Below are 19,636 nucleotides of genomic sequence, written 5' to 3'. Positions count from 1 at the left end.
GACCAGGGTCCGTTATATTCCCGGCAAATGCAACAGATAGGCTCAGAGGCGTGACAAATGACGTGGAGGCGGAGAACCCGGGGCCGGACGGCACCGGGCCGGACAACGCCGACCACATCACGGCCGGTCGCATCTTCCCAGTTCACACGCCATTCCTGCCGATTTCTCGGCACCCGGCCAACCTGGCCGGAGGCGAGCCCGAACGCGCCGACGCCGCCCGCAACAGGAAACTGCTGCTGGCCGCTGCACAGCGCCTGATCAAGACCCAACCCGTGTCATCGCTCACGATGGAGGCGGTCGCGCACGAGGCCGGCGTGGGCAAGGGCACCGTGTTCCGGCGCTTCGGCAGCCGCACCGGTCTGATGATCGCCCTCCTCGACCACTCGGAGACCGAGTTGCAGCAGGGATTCCTCACCGGTCCGCCGCCGCTGGGTCCGGGCGCACCTGCGCTGGACCGGCTGATCGCCTACGGCCGCACCCGGCTCGACATGACGGTCACCCACCTCGACATCCTGCTGGAGGCCGACAACGCGGGTGGCCGCTTCCTGAGCCACCCCGCATGGGCCACGTCGACGACGCATGTGGGATATCTGCTCCGCATGCTCGACCTCGGGCCACGGGTCGACGTGCTCTCGGTCGCCATCCAGACCCCGCTCAACGCCGCATCCGTAGCCCACCTGCGCAACGTCGTCGGCCTCGACACCGGGACGATCGCCGAGCAGTGGGAGACCATGGTCCGGACGCTCGTGGCCGGCGCACACAACCCGAACTGAGGCGAACACGACTTGAGCCGGGCCCTTGGTCCCCCAGGTCGCCTCCGGCCCTCGCTCGCGATGCGAGTCCGACTCCCCCGCCTTACGCTGATCCACAGAACAGTACAGAACAGCGGAGCATCGAAAAGGAGACGGGCACACGGTGAAAGCTATCGTCGTCGGCGCCGGAATGGGTGGCCTCACAGCGGCAATCGCCCTCAAACAGATAGGGATCGAGGTCGAGGTCTACGAACGGGTCACCGAGAACAAGCCGGTGGGTGCGGCGATCTCGTTGTGGTCCAACGGAGTCAAGTGCCTCAATCACCTCGGACTGGAGGCGGAGGCGGCGGCGCTGGGCGGCATCGTCGACACGATGAGCTATGTCGACGCGTATTCCGGCGAGACTATGTGCCGGTTCAGCATGCAGCCGCTGATCGACGAGGTGGGCCAGCGGCCCTACCCGATGGCGCGTGCCGAACTGCAACTGATGCTGATGAACGCCTACGGCTTCGACGGCATCGCCTTCGGCAAGAAGATGGTGTCGATGGACCAGGACGATCAGGGTGTCACCGTGGCCTTCGCCGACGGATCCACCACCACAGGCGATTTCATGATCGGCGCCGACGGCGCCAATTCCCTTACCCGCGAATATGTTCTGGGCGGTCCGGTCTCCCGGCGCTATGCCGGGTACGTGAACTTCAACGGCCTGGTCGCCGTCGACGAGGAGATCGGCCCCGCCACCGAATGGACCACTTACGTGGGTGACAACCGCCGGGTGTCGGTGATGCCGGTGGCCGGCGATCGCTTCTACTTCTTCTGCGACGTGCCGATGCCGCAAGACGTTCCGTACGACAAGGGCACCGCGCGTGAGGTTCTCACCAAGGAGTTCGCGGACTGGGCGCCCGGCGTGCGCAAACTCATCGCCACCCTCGATCCCGCCACCACCAATCGCGTCGAGATCCTCGACCTCGACCCGTTCCACACCTGGGTCAAGGGCCGTATCGCGGTTCTCGGCGACGCCGCCCACAACACCACCCCCGATATCGGGCAGGGCGGCTGTTCGGCGATGGAGGACGCGATCAGCCTGCAGGCCGCGTTCATCGAACATCCCGGTGACATAGGTGCGGCCCTGGCCGCGTACGAGTCGGCCCGCACCGAACGCGCCGGCGATCTGGTGCTGCGGGCGCGTAAACGCTGTGAGGTGACCCACGGCAAGGATCCGGAGAAGACCGCCGCCTGGTACGCCGAACTCCGCGAGGAGGACGGCAGCAACATCCTGCGCGGCATCGTCGGCAATATCGCCGGCGGTCCCCTCACCTGAGTCCCCGCCCCGATCTGGTTCAGTCCAGATCCCGTTCAGCCCTGACCCACGCCGTCGTGCGCCACCAGGGCCGCGGATCTGGTGAGGGTGGGGCCGGCCGGCAGCAGGGAAACGATCGGCCACGGCACCGGCACGGGGTCCTGGGTCAGCCCCAGCACATTCGCCGTCTGCTGATCGGCGACGCCGTACCGCACCCCCGAATCACCGATGTAGTAGCGCGACTCCGCTCGCGGACTGCGTGTTTCGGCACCGGTGACGATCACCGGCTCACCGCTGCCTGGCCGCAGGTAGACGCTGTCGACGGCGGGTCCGCCGCCGTCGGCGCCCGCGACCGACACCGGTGCCGCACCGTCGGGGACGGGCAGGGCCGAGGAGAGCAGCAGGCTCATCGCACCCGGTGTCGCCCCGCTCGCCGGCGACCATGACTGGCAGGCGACGGGCCGGTTCTCCACCGAAGCCACGGTCGGCACCGTTGCCGGGAAGTCGCCGACGGCCAGTTCAGACGTGGTGGGCAGCGCGGCGATCCGGGCGGGAGTCACCGTGGTGACCGCTCCCGATCCTCGCGCGTCCGCGGTCCGCAGGATCTCTGCGGCCACCCGCCCCACCTTCTGCACCGCGCGGGGAAGCACGACGTAGTAGCTCACGGTGTCGTCGACGGCGACGGTCCGCACCACCGACCCGACCGTGACACCCGGTTCGCTGAGCACCCCCTTACGTCCCCTGCCGGGAATCGGGGGCACGGCGATCGGCGGCGCCTCCGGCAGCAGCGCCAGCAGGCCGGAGCTGACCGGCCTCGGCTCGATCCCGTCGAGCCGCAGCACCGACCGGACCTCGACGGAGTTCAGGTCGACCTCGGCGCGCACCGCCGTCCCGTCTCCGTTTGGCCGGTAGACGAGAAAGGTCTTGTCCGTGTGCGAGATCAACAGAGCCGTCTGCGGCGACGCTGGTGCGGCCGTCCCGGGATCCGGCGGCGGTGCCGCGATCACACTGAGCCGCACCGTCCCGCCGCCCGACGACGATTCGACCTGGTCACACACCGTCCACACGCGGGCACCCGCCGCCGGACCGGGCAGTGCCGACGGTGCGCCCGGAATGCCCAGCAACGGTCCGCGCGGGTAGGACGTGAGTTTCTTGTCGGCGACCGACCGCGGCGAATCGGATCTTCCGGTGATCAGGCGCGCCGACGCCAGGTTCAGCACCGGGTGCAGTCGCTCCGAGACCACCACATACAGTGCGCCACTGTTCTTTCCGACGACGATCACCGAATCGCCGATGGCCCCCTGGGGTCGGATCATCCCCCAGATGGCGCAACCGGCGAGGATCACCACCGCAAGCACCGCGCCGACCGCGAGCGCGTTGGTCTGCGAACGCATCGGATCGTCGATCATCCGGACGTCCCGGCGCACCAGTGCGTGCTCGAGCCTGCGGATCATGAACCGATACCCGTTGACCTGCGCTCGCGTGGTCAGCTGCCTCGCCACCGCGTCCTCCCCCCACAGTCGGAACTCCCCCGCGCCCGTCCGGATACCGGTGGGGTATCCACAGCCGCCGGCACGGACCCCTTTGCCGCCGGTGGGCGCCGTAGTAGCGTATCGGAGCGACGACGGCCGGGCGAGACCGTCATGCACAGCTGATGACCTCACCCCCGGCCGCTTCCGCACCAAAGGGGGTTGCGTGACCAAGAACCGAACAGTGCCGCCATCGGATTCCCGTTCCGGGATCGGATATGTGATCGCCGTCCAGGTGGCCGCGGGGATCGTGCTGGCCGTGTGGACGGTCACCTCCGGCGCACCGGCGGCGGTGGCCGGCGTACTCGCGGCGACGTTGATCGCGGGCTGGTGGTGCGGCACCCACATCCGGGCGATCCGGTCGTCCTGGACCCGGATCATGTTCGGCATCAACGGGTCCCGCGGCTCACACCTTCGGGAGCCGGTCGGCTTCACCGATATCCCCGCCGCGGGCGGTCCGTTGACCGACACGCTCGTGGTCAGCGGTGCACAGCCCCACGAGGCACCGGGCATCGGTGTACCGATGCCATCGGGGGTGCTGGTGACCACGATCCGGGTCCGGCCACCGTCCCCGGCCGTGCGCTACCTGGACCGGACGGGACGCGACAGCGGGCCCGGAGCCGAACTGTCGCTGGCCCCGGAGCCGCTGGCCGCATGCCTGGCCCAGTTCGATATCGCCCTGCACTCGATCGACATCGTGGTCCATACCCGGACCGAGGACGTGACCGGTCCGGTATCACGTTCGTACGCAAATACTTTGGGACCCATCAGGTCGAGTCCACGGACCAGTACCTATGTGCTCATCCGGCTCGACCCGCGCGACTGCCCGGAGGCGATCACGCGCCGCGGCGGCGGCGCCGAGGGCACCGCACGGGCCCTGGCGGTGGCCACCCGGCGGGTCGCCGCCAGGATCACCGAACAGGGCCTGGCCGCCGATATCCTCGCCGCCGACGACGCGTCGGCGGTGCTGCGGGAATTGGCCGCGGCACAGGATCCGGCAACGCTACGCGAATCCTGGGATCACGTGCGTTCGGGTCCGCTGCGGTACCGGACGTTTCCACTTCACCGCGGAGGTGCGGCCGAACGGTACGCCGCCATCGATACCGCCACCCACCCCGCCGCGCACCCCGCGGGCGACCGACCCACGGAATCCCGGGACGGTGACTCACCGGGCACCGTCTCGACGACGACCGTCGTCGGTCTCACCGGAACCGCCGACGCGCCCTGCGTGCGGGCGGTGACCCGGGTGATCGGCACCGAGCCGGCCACCGGGCGCGGCGACGGCCCGACGGACACTCATGCGTTGTGCGGACACCAGGCCGACGCGTTGCTGACCGGCCTGCCACACCCCCGGTCGCACTCCGCCTGGCGCCACATCACCCCGGTCCGGGGTTCGGCCGCCCGGCAGCTGGTACAGCGAATATCCTTGCCGTGCAGTGGCTCAGGCCAGTTGCTCGGTGCCGATGCGCAGAACAGGCCGGTGGCGCTCACCCTCGCCGGGCCCGGGGTGTCCCGGGTCGTCATCGACGCCCTATGGCCACTGGCCGCGCAGATCGTGCTGCGGGCCATCGCCACCGGCGCCCAGGTGGTGGTGCACAGCGCCGATCCCCGCCGCTGGGACCCCATGCTGACCGCCGTCGATGACCCGGACCGGCTCGGTCTCGCACCGGTCGAGCACTCCGCCGAGCGCCCGCGAGTGGAGGTCTACGACGGCCTCACCCCACCAGCGGATTCAGCCGGTGTCACGATCTTTCACCTCGCGGCGGGCGGCGAGGCCGCCACCAGACCCGCAGACGCGCCCGCATCCACGGTGTTCATCAGGCAGGACCGTCACGACCAGCGCACCTTCAGCGTCGACACCCACACCGGGACCACAAGGATTTCCGTTGTGGCCGTTGATGATGAGTGGGTGATCATCAACGGACGGCCGGCAGCGCCGGCCCCTGGGCCGCACCGGCCACCCGTGCCACCGGCCCCGCCCGCTCCCCCGGTACCGCCTGCGGCCGGGAGCCCTACCCCGTCGCCGCCTCCGCGCGTTCCGGTACCGTCCCCGCCTGCGCGCTGACCGGCACCAGCACCCGGCAGAACGTCGCCCGCGACGACGCGGCACGCACGACGACGTCCGGGTCACCGTCGGCGAACCACAGCGCCGTCCCCGACCGAACAGTCACCGACTCCCCCGTGGCCGTGCGTACCTCGATGGCCCCGCCGAGCACGGCGAGCATCTGCGGTCCGGGCATATCGAACGAAATCGATTGCGACAGATGTAGTCCCGTGCCGTCGAGCTCCACCTGAGAGAGCCGGAACTCCGCCGCCGGGGTGAGGTAGATGCGTTCGGCACCCAGGGTGCGCACCGTCGGATGCAGGTCGGCCACCGGTATCGGGGTGAAGTCGAGCACGCGCAGCAGCTCGGGCACGTCGATGTGTTTGGGGGTCAGGCCGCCCCGCAGCACATTGTCGGAGTTGGCCATGATCTCGATGGCCGTGCCGTGCAGATAGGCGTGCAGGTTGCCCGCGGGCAGGTACATGCCCTCACCGGGGCTCAGCCGCACACGATTCAGCAACAACGACGCCAGCACTCCCGGGTCCCCCGGATACATCTCGCCGAGCTCGAGAAGGGTCCGCAGTTCGTCACCGAATTCCGTTGCACCCGACCCGAGTACCGCGACGGCACCCTCGAGGACAGCCGGCACCAGCGCCATGATCGCCTTCTCGGGCAGGGTCAGCCAGGTGGTGAACACCGCCCGCAGCCCGTCGCAGTCGGCCTGACCGGCGAGCAGTCCCAGATAGGGATCGAGCGCAGGTACCTGCAACTCGCGGAGCAGTTCGAGGGTCCGGTCAGGCATCCGGAAACCGGCGAGCGCGTCGAACTCGGTCAGCGCCACCACGAGTTCGGGCTTGTGCCACGGATCGCGGTAGTTGCGCTCAGGCGCGTCGAGCGCGAGTCCAAGGGCGTTCTCGCGGGCGAAACCCTCACTCGCCTGGGCAAGGCTCGGGTGCGCCTGCAGCGACAGCGGTTCTTCGGCGGCGAGGACCTTCAGCAGGAACGGCAACCGCTCGCCGAACACGCCGACCGACGCGGCACCGAGCTCATGAGCCGGGTCGGCCTGGATCACCGTCAGCAGGTCGGTATCGGCGGAGTCCGGGTCGCCGGCGCCCTCCACCGATCGCACGCATCGCGCCGGAGCCGCCGGGTGGGCACCGAACCACAGCTCGGCCTCCGGATGTGCCGACGGGACCTGCTGCCCGCGCAGCGATGCGATGGCAGTCCGCGACCCCCACGCGTAGGGACGGACCACCCCTTCGAGTCGTTCCATTCAGCTTCCCCTGATCAACCGCAGATACACCGCGGCCATATCTACGCGCAGCAACGTCAGCAGCAGCGCCTCCAGATCGGCGGGCCGGTCGCCGCCGGAGTCCGTCGCCGAACCCGGCATGATGGGCTGATCCGCTTCTCCGCCAACGGATCCGATCACTATCATCGCCTCGCCCAATGCCCCCGCCCAGCGCCGCACCTGCCATTCGCGACGCGGCACGCCCAGCACGAGGACGGTCACGGCCGCCGGAGCCGGCCCGTCGATGAACGGGTCGTGAAACAGTGAGTCCGCGGGTGCGCCCGCATCAGAGCCGGCGCGATCGCGCACCAGGGTCGCGGCGCCGGCGACATCGGTGGCGGCGCACACGACGCCGGCGACCGCCAGCACCGCTGCGGCAGCCTGCCCTGCGGTCACGACAGCTGCCGGGGTGTCGCCACACACCACGACCGAGGCGTCCACCATCCGCGAGGCCAGCAGTTTGGCCTGGTTGTGAAACGACTCCCGAGATACGTGATTGGCGGCCGCCTCGGCATCGAGCGCGTCGGCGATACCGTCGAGACCGGGTGCGACCCCGGTGAAACGAACCGAGGACAACCCGGTGACCACCGCCACGACGACGGCGACGAACCCGCCGAACCCGAAGCGCCGGTCGACCTGAATCCGGGGCGACAGGTCGATGCCCGTTCCGCCCAGCGCATCACGCAGCGGTCCCTCCAGCGGTGCCCCGACCACGACCTCCGCGCGGCGCCGCGCCGCACGGGCCGCCGCATCGGCGAGCATCATGTCACCCGCGTCGTCGCCGAGGATCACCACCACATCCAGTGGCCCGACCCATCCGGGCAGAGCGGGCACGCATACGAGCGGAACATCGGTATATGCGGCGAGTACCGCCACCGCGAGATCCGCGGCGGCCGCCGCGGCGCGGTGGGAACCCGACACGATCACGACGCTGCGCGGTCGGAGTTCGGACAGTGGGCTCAGGACGCCCTCGCGAACCGCCTCGGCCACCGCGCGCACCTGCGCACCCGCCCTCGCCACCGACTGCAATAGTCCATCGACGTCACGAGCCACCAGCTCCTCGACATCATCCAGATCCGGCATACCGGTGCGCATGACTAACACCCTAGTGGCCCGCGGCGAAAAATCCCGTACCCGATCCGGTGATCCCTGCCCCCTTCGCGGCGGCCTCGGGAATCCGGCGGCAGCATGGGCGCGACGGCGGTTCAGTCGACAGGATCGGGCAACACGCGAAGATGCCCGCGACGGCCTGGCCGCGGCTTGACCGGCGGCATGGGCTGGGCGACGGCGTCACCTCGTGCCGGGCGCTCATAGGCACTCTCTCCCGGCAGCCGCGGCGAGAATCCGGCCCGCCGATGCCTGCCCAGCCGGGCCTCGTCGAGGCCGTCGAACCCGGCGAGACCCGACCTGCCGCCCACTTCCCGTACCGCCTCGGCCAGCGCCGTCAGCTCGTAATCCTCGGCGACGGGCGCCGAAAAGCCCCGCTCACTGCGCAGCATCTCCCACCCACGGGGCACGGTGATCCGCAGTGCGTGGTCTTCGCACAGGTCCCAAGAGTGTGGTTCGTCCGTGGTCGCCAACGGCCCCACCACCGCGGTCGACTCGGCGTACACGAACGTCAATGTCGCCACGGCAGGCCGCGAGCAACCGGGCCTGCAGCACTGTCGGGGAAGTTTCACCCCACGAGATTATCGTGCCGGGGCGCTTACCGATACCTCTGACACGCGCCAACGCGAACCGTTGAACCGATCGGTTGATCACGATCCGATGTCGCCCAAGGCGGCGGCATCGGCCTCTCCCGACGCACCGATCCCAACCCGGCGGCCGGTCGGCACTACACTCACGCCATGCGCACCGATCCGCGGCGCCGGAACCAGCCGGCCGGCGACCTCACCCGGCGGGGAATCTCCCGCGCGGCGCGGGACAGGCGCGGCCGCGGCCTCCGCGCACCCCTGCTCCCGCAGTCCGTCCCCGCACACACCAGCCGGTCCGACGACTTCGACCGCAACGCGCTGGAGGCCTTCGCCGACATCGATCAGCGCTGGCACGACCGCATCGCCGACCTCGACATCGCGGTCGACGAGATCCCCCGGATGCTACCGACGGACCCGGACTCGGTGCAGTGGCCCGAGGAGGTCACCGCCGACGGCGCCGTGCCGCTGGCCAGGCTCATCCCGGCGGGGATCGACGTCCACGGCCGGCCCACGCGCGCCCAGATCATCCTCTTCCGGCGACCGCTGGAGATGCGCGCCAAACGCGGCGCCGACCTGCTCGAACTCATCCACGAGGTCCTCGTCCAACAGGTGGCCACGCACCTCGGCGTAGACGAGGACACCATCGACAACGGACCCGGATAGTCACCGGCTCGGTCGTCCCGACCAACAGCCTCGGTATAAACAGACAGCCTGGGCACAAAACAGACTGCCGCCGGAGCGATGTGGTCGCTCCGGCGGCAGCGTGTTGGGAAACGATCAGACGATACCGCGTTTGATGCGGCGGCGCTCCCTTTCGGACAAACCACCCCAAATACCGAACCGTTCGTCGTTGCCCAATGCGTACTCAAGGCACTCTGCCTGCACTTCGCACCCGTGGCAGATCCGCTTGGCCTCACGAGTCGATCCTCCCTTTTCGGGAAAGAACGCCTCGGGGTCGGTCTGCGCACACAGTGCGCGGTCCTGCCACTGGTGTTCGACCTCATCGAACAGGCTGTCAAAGTCGTTGGCCACCAACGACAAATGACGCACACCTGCCTCGCCGCGTCCACCATCCGTTTCATTACCGTTAGCCTGCGTGCTACCCAGCTCCCGGGCTTCAAGGTCTTCACGCGGATTCTCGATCGAGTGGTCAGAAGTCATCTCGGAGCTCCTCCCTCGTGAAAGTTGTTGCCGGCGACTCGCCGATTACTGTCAATACTCAAACCCTCAGAACGGCGACAACCATCGCCGAACCGGTCACCCGACACCGTCGGCGACCACGCCCGGCCACCAGCCGGGCTCATCTGAACTATCCTTCGTGTCATCACTCACCCCGAATAAGTACTTCACGTCGGCAGAAATCGAACATCCGATCGAACCTTGTGGCATCCAAGGACTCTCGACCAAGATTCTCGATCTCAAATCACAAATGACACTGTTGTGATTACACACGGCCCTCAGCGGTCCGGTCAAGTCAGAATCGAAGATCCATCGATATCGATCCGTTCCCCATCCCCGCGGTTCCGCGATCACCGCCCGCGCGTGGCGCAACAGCGACCGCATCGTGCAAAGATGCCGACTCACCAAGGACTTCGACACTACACACGCGTGACCTCTTCCGTCGGGTGTACGGAAATACTGCCCGCGCTTGTCATCCGATGGGACCACCCGAACGACGAGATCGCCCGCACACGGGCCGGCACGGTACGCATGGGGCGGCACCGGGCGGACGACCGACGGCGGCCAGGGCGTGTCTCCCATATCCACTGTGCGGTGTCGGCCGTCGAGACCGCGCAAAGGGATATGGGAGACATGCCCTAGACTCGTTGCGGTGAAAGTGACCGTGCTCGCCGGTGGTGTCGGCGGCGCCAGATTCCTCCTCGGTGTCCGCGAGCTCCTCGGCCCGACCCCGTTCCCTCCGCCGCTGAATGAATCGGGCGATCGCGTGGACGGACGGGGTGACCATGAGATCACCGCCGTCGTCAATGTGGGCGACGACGTCCGGATGCACGGCGTGCGGATCTGCCCCGACCTCGACACCTGCATGTACACCCTCGGCGGCGGTATCGACACCGACCGCGGCTGGGGCCGTTCGGACGAAACCTGGCATGCCAAAGAGGAATTGGCCGCCTACGGCGCCGATCCCGACTGGTTCGGCCTCGGCGACCGCGATCTGGCCACGCACCTGATCCGCACCCAGATGCTCGACGCGGGCTACCGCCTCTCCGATGTCACGGCCGCGCTGTGCAGGCGCTGGCAGCCCGGCGTCCGGTTGCTGCCGGCTACCGACAACCGCTGCGAAACCCACGTCAAGATCACCAAACCCGGTGGGGCGGAAGACGAATTCGTCGCCATTCATTTCGAGGAATGGTGGGTGCGGCACCGGGCGCAGCTGCCGGCGCACGGTTTCGTACAGATCGGTGCCGACCGGGCCACCGCCGCTCCCGGCGTCCTCGAGGCGATAGCGGACGCCGACGTCGTCCTGCTGGCACCGAGCAATCCGGTGGTGAGCATCGGATCGATCCTGGCCGTGCCGGGGATCCGCGGCGCGCTGCGGACCACCGAGGCACCGGTCGTCGGGGTGTCCCCGGTCATCGACAACAAACCACTGCGCGGCATGGCCGACGAATGCCTGACCGCGATCGGCGTGGAGACATCAGCGGAAGCCATTGCGGCACACTACGGTCCGCGTAGCGGCAACGGTATCCTCGACGGCTGGCTGATCGCCGAGGGAGACCGGGCCCCGGTCGAGGGCATCGCCGTCGGCACCGCACCGCTGCTGATGACCGATCCGGCCACCACCGCACAGATGGTCGCCGACGCCTGCGCCCTCGTCGGTGTGGACACACCGCCTGTGGGACAGGCCCGATGATCAGCGACCACGCCTCGGGTGCACCGATCGAGATCTATCCGGTCACCGGTCTCGGTGAGTTCGGTCCCGGTTCCGACATCGCCGGCGAGATCATCGGCGCGGCAGAACGATCCGGCGGACCGGGGCTGCGCGACGGCGACGTGCTGGTGGTGACCAGCAAGATCTTCTCCAAGACAGAGGGCCGGATGGTACCGGCGCCGACGGGAGCCGAGGAGCGAGACCAGCTGCGCCGCAAGCTGATCAGCGACGAAACCGTCCGCATCCTGGCGCGTAAGAACGCCACCTGGATCACCGAGAACCGCAACGGCCTGGTGCAGGCGGCGGCTGGTGTCGACGGATCCAATGTGGCCCGAGATCAGATCGCCCTGCTACCACTGGATCCCGATGCCAGCGCCGCCGGATTGCGCCGGCGCATCACCGAATTGTACGGCCGCACAGTCGCGGTCATCGTCACCGACACCATGGGCCGGGCCTGGCGGACCGGACAGACCGACGTGGCCATCGGCGCGGCCGGTATCGCGGTCTCACACGGCTACGACGGCTCGGTCGACGGGTACGGGAATCCGTTGATCGTCACCGACATCGCGGTCGCCGACGAGATCGCCGCCGCGGCGGACCTGGCCAAGGGCAAACTCGGCGGTGTGCCCGCGGCGATCGTCCGCGGCCTGCGCGTCGTCGACGACGGCACCACCGCCCGCGATCTGGTCCGGCCGGTCGAGGAGGATCTGTTCCGCCTCGGCACCGAGGAATCGATCCGGCAGGGCCACATCGAGGCGCTGCGCACCCGCCGGTCCGTCCGCACCTTCGACTCCCGCGAGGTGGAGCCGGAGCTGCTGCACGAGGCCTTCGCCGATGCCCTGACCGCGCCCGCCCCGCATCACACCCACCCGGTGCGGTTCGTGTGGCTGCGTGATCCGGCGCGCCGAACGCGGCTGCTCACGACCATGACCGAACGCTGGCGGGCCGACCTCCAGTCTGATTCCAAGACAACCGAATCCATCGACAAGCGGCTGGGCAGGGGTCAGATCCTCTACGACGCACCGCAAGTGGTGATCCCCTTCCTCGTCGCCGAGGGTGCGCACACCTACCCGGATGCCCGCCGGAACGCGTGTGAGCACACCATGTTCACCGTCGCCGCGGGTGGGGCGGTGAACGCTCTGCTCGTCGCGCTGTCGGCACGTGGAGTCGGCAGTTGCTGGATCGGTTCGACCATCTTCGCCGCCGACACGGTGCGGGAGGTGCTCGACCTCGACGGCCGGTGGGAACCGTTGGGTGCGGTGGCGATCGGCTACCCCACCGCGGGCGCGGGCCTGCGCCCGCCCGCCGACACGGACGGACTGGTTCTGGAACTATGAGCACCGCCGAAGGCCACGAAAGCACTCCGCTGCACCGCTCGGCCGTCGCCGCGCTGCGCTTCTGGCAGGCACCGGACGAGGCGCAGAACGCATTGCGTCACACCTATCTCGCGTTCCTCGACGCCACCCCGGACGCCTGCCTGCGCCGATCCGCGCCGGGTCACCTCACCGCTTCGGTCATCCTGCTCGACGCCACCTACAGCCAGGTGCTGCTGACCCTGCATCCGCGGGTGGGTAAATGGATTCAGCTCGGCGGGCACTGCGAACCCGGCGACGCGAGCATCGCCGACGCCGCCCTGCGCGAGGGCCGTGAGGAATCCGGGATCGCCGAACTCGACCTGAGCGCCGGTATCGCGGGGCTGCACACCCACCCCATCACCTGCTCGCTGGGCGTGCCCACCCGGCACCTGGACGTCCGGTTCGTCGCGGTCACCCCCCGCCAACCCGACGATGCGCTTCCGGAGATCGTCCGCAGCGACGAGTCCGTCGACCTGGCGTGGTGGCCGGTCGACGCGCTCCCCGACGAGCACGGCGTGGATCTGCCCGACCTGATCGCCCAGGCGCGTCTCGCACTGCGGCGCGCGGGTTGCCTCGGCTGATCGGACCGTCAGGCTGGTCGGTCCGTCAGGCTGACCGCACAGTCAGCCGTCTGTTCCGCCGACCGTGATGCCCTTGCCGACGGCCACGACGCCGCCGGAGCTCACCGAATACTGCGCGCGGTCGGCGTCGAGGTCGACACCGATCTCCTGACCGTCGGCGATCACCACGTTCTTGTCGAGGATGGCCCGGCGCACCACAGCGCCCTTACCGACACGCACGCCGGGCATCAGCACACTGTCCTCGACCACCGCTCCGGCCTCGACCACCACATCCGAGGAGAGCACCGAGCGGGTGACGGTGGCACCGGAGATGATGCAGCCGGCACCCACCACCGAGTTCTCGGCGTGGCCGCCCTGAACGAACTTGGCGGGCGGCAGGTTCAGGCTCTCGCCGCGGATGGGCCAGCGCCGGTTGTACAGGTTGAACACCGGATGCACCGACACCAGGTCCATGTGGGCGTCGTAGAACGCGTCGAGTGTACCGACGTCACGCCAGTAGCCCTTGTCCCGTTCGGTCGCGCCGGGGACCTCGTTGTCCTTGAAGTCGTAGACGTAGGCGGCATCCTTGGCCACGAACGCCGGGATGATGTCGCCGCCCATGTCGTGATCGGAGTCGGAGTCGGCGGCGTCGGCCCGCAGCGCCGACACCAGCGCCTCGGTGGTGAACACGTAGTTGCCCATCGAGGCGAACGTGACGTCCGGGTCGTCGGGGGTGCCGGGCGGGTCCTTGGGCTTCTCCAGGAACCTGGTGATCTTCCCCGACGCGTCGGCGTCGATACACCCGAACGCGAACGCCTCCGAACGGGGCACCCGGATCCCGGCGACCGTGACGTCGGCGCCGCTGCGGATATGTGCCTGCACCATCTGCGCGGGGTCCATCCGGTACACGTGATCGGCACCGAAAACCACGATGTACTCGGGCTTCTCGTCGGTGATCAGATTCATCGACTGGAATATGGCGTCGGCGCTGCCGGTGTACCAGCGCGGCCCGAGCCGCTGCTGCGCCGGCACCGGCGTGATGTACTCGCCATGAAAGCCCGAACTCCACCAGGTCTGCGAGATGTGCCGGTCGAGGGAGTGCGACTTGTATTGCGTCAGTACGCAAATCCGTTCGTAGCCGGCGTTTACCAGATTCGACAGCACAAAGTCGATGAGGCGATAGGCACCGCCGAACGGCACCGCCGGTTTGGCACGGTCCATCGTCAGTGGGTACAGGCGCTTGCCCTCGCCGCCGGCGAGGACGATACCGAGCACGTGCGGCTGTGATCTCACCCTCTCAACTTAACCGCCAACGGTGGCCGGGGCCATACGAACGAGCGGGTAACAGTCCTGAAACTCTCCGACGTTCCGCCGCTTTCACCACGGCCGGCGCCCGGTCCCGGCTATTTGCCGCATTGTGTGGCGGCGCGGGGACCGGAGCACTAGCGTCATGCGCATGCGGGTTGCGATGATGACGCGTGAATATCCTCCCGAGGTCTATGGCGGTGCCGGCGTGCACGTCACCGAACTCGTCAGACACCTCGGCGCACTGGCCACGGTCGACGTTCACTGCATGGGCGCCGAACGTCCCACGGCCACGGTCTACCAGCCGGACCCGGGGCTGGCCGGAGCCAATGCCGCCATCACCACCCTGTCCGCGGATCTGCGGATGGCCGTGGGCGCCGCCGGCGCCGACGTGGTGCACTCGCACACCTGGTACACCGGGCTCGCCGGGCACCTCGCGGCGCAGCTGCACGGTGTGCCGCACATCCTCACCGCCCACTCCCTCGAACCGATGCGGCCGTGGAAGGCCGAGCAACTCGGCGGCGGATACCGGGTCTCCAGCTGGGCCGAACGCAACGCCGTCGAATACGCGGACGCCGTCATCGCGGTCAGTTCAGGGATGGCGGCCGACGTGTGCAGCACCTACCCGCGGCTGGACCCCGACCGTGTTCACGTGGTGCGCAACGGCATCGACACCGAGTCGTGGTACCCGGTCGACGACCCGTACGGCCCCGACTCGACGCTCACCGCGCTGGGTATCGACCCGGATCGCCCGATCGTCGCGTTCGTCGGCCGCATCACCCGGCAGAAGGGGGTGGCGCACCTGGTGGCCGCGGCCCACCACTTCGATCCGTCGATCCAGCTGGTGCTCTGCGCCGGGGCGCCCGACACCCCGGAGATCGGTGCCGAGATCGAGTCATCGGTGGCCGCGCTGTCATCGGCACGCGCGGGCGTGCACTGGGTCCGGGACATGCTGCCGCTCCCCCGGATCAGGGAAATCCTCACGGCTGCAAGTGTTTTTGTGTGCCCCTCGGTGTACGAACCGCTCGGCATCGTCAATCTTGAGGCGATGGCGTGTCAGACCGCGGTGGTGGCCTCGGCCGTCGGCGGCATCCCCGAGGTGGTCCGCGACACCGTCACCGGCCTCCTCGTGCCGTACGACCCGGCCGACACCGCCGCTTTCGAACGGGGCCTCGCCGACGCCGTCAACGCCGTGGTAGCTGACCCGGCCACAGGCGCGGCGATGGGCAAAGCCGGACGCGATCGCGCCGCCGCGGAGTTCTCCTGGGCCACCATCGCCGAACAGACCCTCGAGGTCTACCGGTCAACCCTGCGGTAGGAACGCCGTCACCCGCACCGCGATGGTGACCGGCACCGTCGGCCGGTCACCGGCCATTGCCCGCGCCGCCGCGGCGATATCGGCCTCACCGCGGTGAAAGGCCGTGGGCCCCATCGCCACGAGGTCCGTCACCAGCGACTCCGGCGCATCGATCGTGTAACGCACCGACCCCGCCGCAGGCGCACCGAAATGCGTGGCCATGTCCGCATCGAGCCGGGCGTCCTTGTCCTCGGCGATGCGCAGCATTCCCATCGGCGCGGCGAGTTCGGCGAGATGCCCCGGCTCGGGGGTCACCGTCACCACCACCCCGCCGGCCCGCAGGATCCGGGCGAACTCCGGTACGTTGCGCGGCGAGAACACCGAGAGCACCGCGGTCACGGCCGCCGACCGGATCGGCAGCCCCGACCACGCGTCCGCGACCACCGCCGCGGTACGGGGATGCGATCGCGCCGTGGCCCTGGCACAGAACTTGGACAGATCGAGGCCGATGCCGCGGGCCCCCGGCATCGCGTCGAGAACCCCGGCGAGATAGTGACCTGTGCCCGATCCGACGTCGGCGACCACGGGGCCTTCGTCCCGGTCGGCGGCCGACTCCCACACCGTCCGCGCCACCGCGTCGACGACGGGTGCGAACGCGTGCGCCGCATGCACGCGGCCCCGCGCCGCGACCATCTCGGAGGTGTCCGAACGCAGCTTGCGGGCGCGACCGTCGAGGAGCGAGACGTACCCCTGCCGGGCCACATCGAAAGAGTGCGCCGCATCGCATACCAGCGATCGGCGGTCCGGATCGGCGCTGAGCTGCCCGAAGGAAACGCCCCCGGGCCGGTCGGCCACCGCACCGCCGGAACCGGCGGCGCAGACAGGACAGCGCAACACGTCGGCCACCGCGACGAGCGCGGGCCGGACGGCGGCGGGTGTCAGCCGGTGACCCCGCGCAGTTCCTCGCCGAGCGCGCTGGCCTCGTCCGGCGTCAGCTCGACGACGAGGCGTCCGCCACCCTCGATGGGAATCCTGACAACGATTCCACGCCCTTCCTTGGCCGCCTCGAGAGGCCCATCCCCAGTACGTGGCTTCATCGCCGCCATTCCCGAACTCCCTTCAGAGCAACTGCCTGGCTCACATAATACGTGCCGCGCCGGACACACCCGCCGATGACGTGCCCGTTCGGCGCAGCACAACCAGCACAGGGATCCATGTTACCCATCAGTACGGTCCGGTGATCCGGCACCGTCGGGTGTCCTCCCCGGGTCGGCCGGAACGCCCGCGTCGAGGTGCCCGGGATCACCACCGTCCGGTGTGTGCTCACGTGCCTGCAACCGGACGACCACCGACCGCAACTCGTCGAGTTCACGGGCCACCTTCTCCAGCGCCCAGTCCACCTCGTCCTGGCGATAACCGCGCACCGCCTGCGCAAAGGTCAGCGACCGCACGTCGTCGCCGGTCACGCCCGCGCGCGGCAGCCGCGTGAGCGTCGTGCCGGGTTCCAGTGGCGGCAGATCCTCGCCGCGGCCGAACACGAACCAGACCACGGCGAAGACCACCACCACGACGAGCGCCATCACCAGCAGATAGATCAGGATTGTCTGCACGGGTCCATAGTGGCACGGTGTGCCCGGCAGCCGGTTTCCGCTCCGGACGCACCCGCTGCCCCGTCGGGGTGGTGAGGCCGCCCTACGAGGCGATCTCCTCGTCGCCCGAGGCTTCCGGGCGGATGGTGTTCATCGGCGGACGGTCCTCCAGGTACACCTCGGTGGTGTGCGGACTGAACGAGCCGTCGGGTTCGGCGGTGAACTGTGTGAGTCCGACGTTGGAGTCGGTGAAACCGCATCGCCGCATGAAGGTTCCGACGATCTGCCGGCTCATCACCCCGAGCTCGATCAAAGGCCGGTTGCGGTGCGTGCGCACCCCCAGGTTGACCTGCCCGATACCGCCCAGGCCGTACTTGTCGTAGGTGTCGATCAGCAGACCGATCTCCACGCCGTAGCCGGGCGCGAACGGCACCGACGACAGCAGTTCCCTGGTGCCCGCGTACTCGCCACCCAGCGGCTGCAGCACGGCCGTCAGGTCCGGCTTCTGTGACGCCAGCAGCGGACGCGCGACCAGTTCGGTGACCCGGCCACCGCCGTTGGGATCGGAGGAGCCGCCGGTCTTCAGCGGACGCCGGTAGTAGCCCTTCACCAGGTGGATATCGCGATTCATGAGCAGCGGCCCGAGCATCTTGGGCACGAACATCGGGTCGGGGTCAATCAGGTCGGAGTCGACGAAGGCGATCAGGTCGCCGCTGGTGACGGCGATCGAGCGCCACAGCACCTCACCCTTGCCCTTGACAGGTTCGAGTTCGGGAACCGCCTCCTCCCGGCTGATCACGCGAGCCCCGGCCGCCGTCGCCCGCTCCGCGGTGGCGTCCGTGGACCCGGAGTCGAGCACGATCACCTCGTCGACCAGATCCGGATACAGCGGCATGATCGAGGCGATCACGTCGGCGACCGTCTCCTCCTCGTTCAGTGCGGGCAGCACCACCGAGATGGTGCGGCCGTCCTTGGCGGCGACGAGCTCGTCGATCGTCCAGTCGGGCTGTTCCCAGGTGTGTGTGACGGTCCAGTCCCGTTTGGGCTGCCGGTGTCGGCCGGCGCCGGCCACATCGAGGTCTTGTCGCGGCTGCTGATGGCGGTCGGCTTGCGTCGCGCGGTACCACCCGGACGCTTTGCTGGCTTGGTCATGCGAGTCCCCTGACTGTTCGGGCGGGAGCTCTCGTTCCCGCTATGGCAGCGACCATGTCGACCACGCGCCGGGTGGCGGCAACCTCGTGTACGCGAAACATCCTGGCGCCGTCGGCGGCGGCCAGTGCTGTCGCTGCGAGGGTTCCCTCCAGCCGGTCTTGCAGGTCCACACCAAGAGTCTCCCCCACGAAATCCTTGTTGCTCAGCGCCATTAACACTGGCCAGCCCGTATTAACAAGATCTTTCACCCCCCGTAACAACGCCAATCCGTGGAAAGTGTTCTTGCCGAAATCGTGCGTCGGGTCGATAACGATCGAGTCACGGGCCACGCCCGCGGCGAGGGCGCGATCGGCGGCCGTGGTCACCTCGGCGAGCACATCGGCCACCACGTCGTCGTAGGCGACTCGGTGCGGCCGGGTCCGCACCCGCGCGCCGCCGGTGTGCGAACACACGATGCCCGCACCCATCGTCGCGGCCACCGACACCAGCTCCGGATCGGCGCCCGCCCACGTGTCGTTGATCAGGTCGGCGCCCTCGGCGCAGGCCTTGGCGGCCACCTCGGCCCGCCAGGTGTCGACGCTGATGAGGACGTCGGGGTACTGCTCGCGGATCCAGCCGATCATGCCGACCACCCGCTGTGCCTCGGTGGCGGCGTCGACCTCCTCGCCCGGCCCCGCCTTGACGCCGCCGATGTCGATGACGTCGGCGCCCTCGGCGACCACCCGGTGCACCCGCTCCTGCGCGGGTGCATCGGCAAAACTCGCACCCCGGTCGTAGAACGAGTCCGGGGTGCGGTTCACGATGGCCATGACGAGCGCGCGGTCGGTGGCCACCGGACGGCCACAGAGTGTGGGCAGGGTCATGCGCTCCACACTAAC

At 68.9% G+C, this 19,636-nt stretch carries 18 protein-coding genes and 1 pseudogene; 8 read left to right on the top strand and 11 right to left on the bottom strand.

The genetic code is table 11. The features are described 5' to 3' along the window. Positions 1-155: 155 nt before the first annotated feature. Complete coding sequence (locus GOAMR_RS20460) at positions 156-773, top strand: TetR/AcrR family transcriptional regulator (RefSeq protein ID WP_040515973.1); 618 nt, start codon at positions 156-158, stop codon at positions 771-773. A gap of 142 nt (positions 774-915) precedes the next feature. Beyond that, complete coding sequence (hpxO, locus tag GOAMR_RS20455; RefSeq protein ID WP_005192463.1) at positions 916-2,073, top strand: FAD-dependent urate hydroxylase HpxO; 1,158 nt, start codon at positions 916-918, stop codon at positions 2,071-2,073. A gap of 35 nt (positions 2,074-2,108) precedes the next feature. Here hpxO and eccB read toward each other — a convergent pair whose 3' ends face one another. After that, positions 2,109-3,554, bottom strand: a complete 1,446-nt coding sequence (eccB, locus tag GOAMR_RS20450; RefSeq protein WP_040515940.1) for a type VII secretion protein EccB — start codon at positions 3,552-3,554, stop codon at positions 2,109-2,111. Positions 3,555-3,747: 193 nt separating this feature from the next. Between eccB and eccE the strand changes: the two genes are divergently transcribed. Further along, a complete protein-coding gene (gene eccE, locus GOAMR_RS24900; protein ID WP_170319197.1) occupies positions 3,748-5,646 on the top strand; it encodes a type VII secretion protein EccE in 1,899 nt (632 codons plus the stop codon). Here eccE and manA read toward each other — a convergent pair. The 3 genes from manA to GOAMR_RS20430 all read right to left on the bottom strand — a co-directional run bounded on the left by manA (position 5,594) and on the right by GOAMR_RS20430 (position 8,595). After that, a complete protein-coding gene (manA, locus tag GOAMR_RS20440) occupies positions 5,594-6,898 on the bottom strand; it encodes a mannose-6-phosphate isomerase, class I (protein WP_005192457.1) in 1,305 nt (434 codons plus the stop codon). The genes eccE and manA overlap by 53 nt on opposite strands. Beyond that, positions 6,899-8,011, bottom strand: coding sequence for a hypothetical protein (locus GOAMR_RS20435; RefSeq protein ID WP_005192455.1), 1,113 nt, complete (start codon positions 8,009-8,011; stop codon positions 6,899-6,901). A gap of 110 nt (positions 8,012-8,121) precedes the next feature. Next, a complete protein-coding gene (locus GOAMR_RS20430; protein ID WP_083837041.1) occupies positions 8,122-8,595 on the bottom strand; it encodes a DUF3499 domain-containing protein in 474 nt (157 codons plus the stop codon). Between the two features lie 168 nt (positions 8,596-8,763). Between GOAMR_RS20430 and GOAMR_RS20425 the strand changes: the two genes are divergently transcribed. After that, on the top strand, positions 8,764-9,273 hold the full coding sequence (locus tag GOAMR_RS20425; protein ID WP_005192451.1) for a metallopeptidase family protein: 510 nt from the start codon (positions 8,764-8,766) through the stop codon (positions 9,271-9,273). A gap of 114 nt (positions 9,274-9,387) precedes the next feature. Here the strand turns inward: GOAMR_RS20425 and GOAMR_RS20420 are convergent, their stop codons facing one another. Further along, the gene (locus GOAMR_RS20420) at positions 9,388-9,651 is read right to left on the bottom strand and encodes a WhiB family transcriptional regulator (protein ID WP_040515937.1); all 264 of its coding nucleotides are present in this window, start codon (positions 9,649-9,651) and stop codon (positions 9,388-9,390) included. A 790-nt stretch (positions 9,652-10,441) separates the two neighbouring features. On the opposite strand from GOAMR_RS20420, the gene cofD reads away from it, so the two are divergent. Genes cofD through GOAMR_RS20405 form a run of 3 tightly spaced genes read left to right on the top strand, consistent with a single transcriptional unit; the run spans position 10,442 to position 13,436 of the window. Beyond that, entirely contained in the window at positions 10,442-11,482 is a 1,041-nt protein-coding gene (cofD, locus tag GOAMR_RS20415) for a 2-phospho-L-lactate transferase (RefSeq protein ID WP_040515936.1), read from the top strand. After that, positions 11,479-12,837, top strand: a complete 1,359-nt coding sequence (locus GOAMR_RS20410; RefSeq protein WP_005192446.1) for a coenzyme F420-0:L-glutamate ligase — start codon at positions 11,479-11,481, stop codon at positions 12,835-12,837. Before cofD ends, GOAMR_RS20410 begins: the two co-directional genes overlap by 4 nt. After that, on the top strand, positions 12,834-13,436 hold the full coding sequence (locus GOAMR_RS20405; RefSeq protein WP_005192444.1) for an NUDIX hydrolase: 603 nt from the start codon (positions 12,834-12,836) through the stop codon (positions 13,434-13,436). Before GOAMR_RS20410 ends, GOAMR_RS20405 begins: the two co-directional genes overlap by 4 nt. A 42-nt stretch (positions 13,437-13,478) precedes the next feature. Here GOAMR_RS20405 and glgC read toward each other — a convergent pair whose 3' ends face one another. Beyond that, positions 13,479-14,708, bottom strand: a complete 1,230-nt coding sequence (gene glgC, locus GOAMR_RS20400; RefSeq protein ID WP_040515934.1) for a glucose-1-phosphate adenylyltransferase — start codon at positions 14,706-14,708, stop codon at positions 13,479-13,481. Between the two features lie 163 nt (positions 14,709-14,871). Here glgC and glgA point away from each other — a divergent pair, with 163 nt between their 5' ends. Next, positions 14,872-16,038 (top strand): glycogen synthase, encoded by a 1,167-nt coding sequence (glgA, locus tag GOAMR_RS20395; RefSeq protein WP_211599648.1) that lies wholly within the window; start codon positions 14,872-14,874, stop codon positions 16,036-16,038. Here the strand turns inward: glgA and GOAMR_RS20390 are convergent. From GOAMR_RS20390 to folP, 5 genes and pseudogenes are all read right to left on the bottom strand, one after another. Further along, positions 16,024-16,923: a putative RNA methyltransferase gene (locus tag GOAMR_RS20390; RefSeq protein WP_005192438.1), complete on the bottom strand. Its 900-nt coding sequence runs from the start codon at positions 16,921-16,923 to the stop codon at positions 16,024-16,026. The two genes, glgA and GOAMR_RS20390, sit on opposite strands and share 15 nt — an antisense overlap. A 32-nt stretch (positions 16,924-16,955) precedes the next feature. Next, entirely contained in the window at positions 16,956-17,123 is a 168-nt protein-coding gene (locus GOAMR_RS24370; protein WP_005192435.1) for a DUF3117 domain-containing protein, read from the bottom strand. A gap of 111 nt (positions 17,124-17,234) precedes the next feature. Continuing rightward, the gene (locus tag GOAMR_RS20385) at positions 17,235-17,627 is read right to left on the bottom strand and encodes a DivIVA domain-containing protein (protein ID WP_005192433.1); all 393 of its coding nucleotides are present in this window, start codon (positions 17,625-17,627) and stop codon (positions 17,235-17,237) included. A gap of 82 nt (positions 17,628-17,709) precedes the next feature. Further along, positions 17,710-18,758 (bottom strand): annotated as a pseudogene (locus GOAMR_RS20380) (glucosyl-3-phosphoglycerate synthase). Continuing rightward, positions 18,755-19,621 carry a dihydropteroate synthase gene (gene folP, locus GOAMR_RS20375; RefSeq protein WP_005192429.1) on the bottom strand — a complete coding sequence of 289 codons (867 nt, stop codon included), beginning with the start codon at positions 19,619-19,621 and terminating at the stop codon, positions 18,755-18,757. Before folP ends, GOAMR_RS20380 begins: the two are co-directional and overlap by 4 nt. Between the last annotated feature and the right edge of the window lie 15 nt (positions 19,622-19,636).

Origin of the sequence: Gordonia amarae NBRC 15530, from assembly GCF_000241345.1 — a bacterium.
In the GTDB taxonomy this organism is placed as follows: domain Bacteria; phylum Actinomycetota; class Actinomycetes; order Mycobacteriales; family Mycobacteriaceae; genus Gordonia; species Gordonia amarae.
This window is presented reverse-complemented; position numbering and strand designations above follow the sequence as displayed.

Excerpts from the sequence above, each read along its gene's own strand:
- manA (WP_005192457.1), bottom strand. The coding sequence starts at position 6,898 with ATGGAACGACTCGAAGGGGTGGTCCGTCCCTACGCGTGGGGGTCGCGG.
- GOAMR_RS20435 (WP_005192455.1), bottom strand. The coding sequence starts at position 8,011 with ATGCGCACCGGTATGCCGGATCTGGATGATGTCGAGGAGCTGGTGGCT.
- GOAMR_RS20425 (WP_005192451.1), top strand. The coding sequence starts at position 8,764 with ATGCGCACCGATCCGCGGCGCCGGAACCAGCCGGCCGGCGACCTCACC.
- GOAMR_RS20410 (WP_005192446.1), top strand. The coding sequence starts at position 11,479 with ATGATCAGCGACCACGCCTCGGGTGCACCGATCGAGATCTATCCGGTC.
- GOAMR_RS20405 (WP_005192444.1), top strand. The coding sequence starts at position 12,834 with ATGAGCACCGCCGAAGGCCACGAAAGCACTCCGCTGCACCGCTCGGCC.
- glgA (WP_211599648.1), top strand. The coding sequence starts at position 14,872 with ATGCGGGTTGCGATGATGACGCGTGAATATCCTCCCGAGGTCTATGGC.
- GOAMR_RS24370 (WP_005192435.1), bottom strand. The coding sequence starts at position 17,123 with ATGGCGGCGATGAAGCCACGTACTGGGGATGGGCCTCTCGAGGCGGCC.
- folP (WP_005192429.1), bottom strand. The coding sequence starts at position 19,621 with ATGACCCTGCCCACACTCTGTGGCCGTCCGGTGGCCACCGACCGCGCG.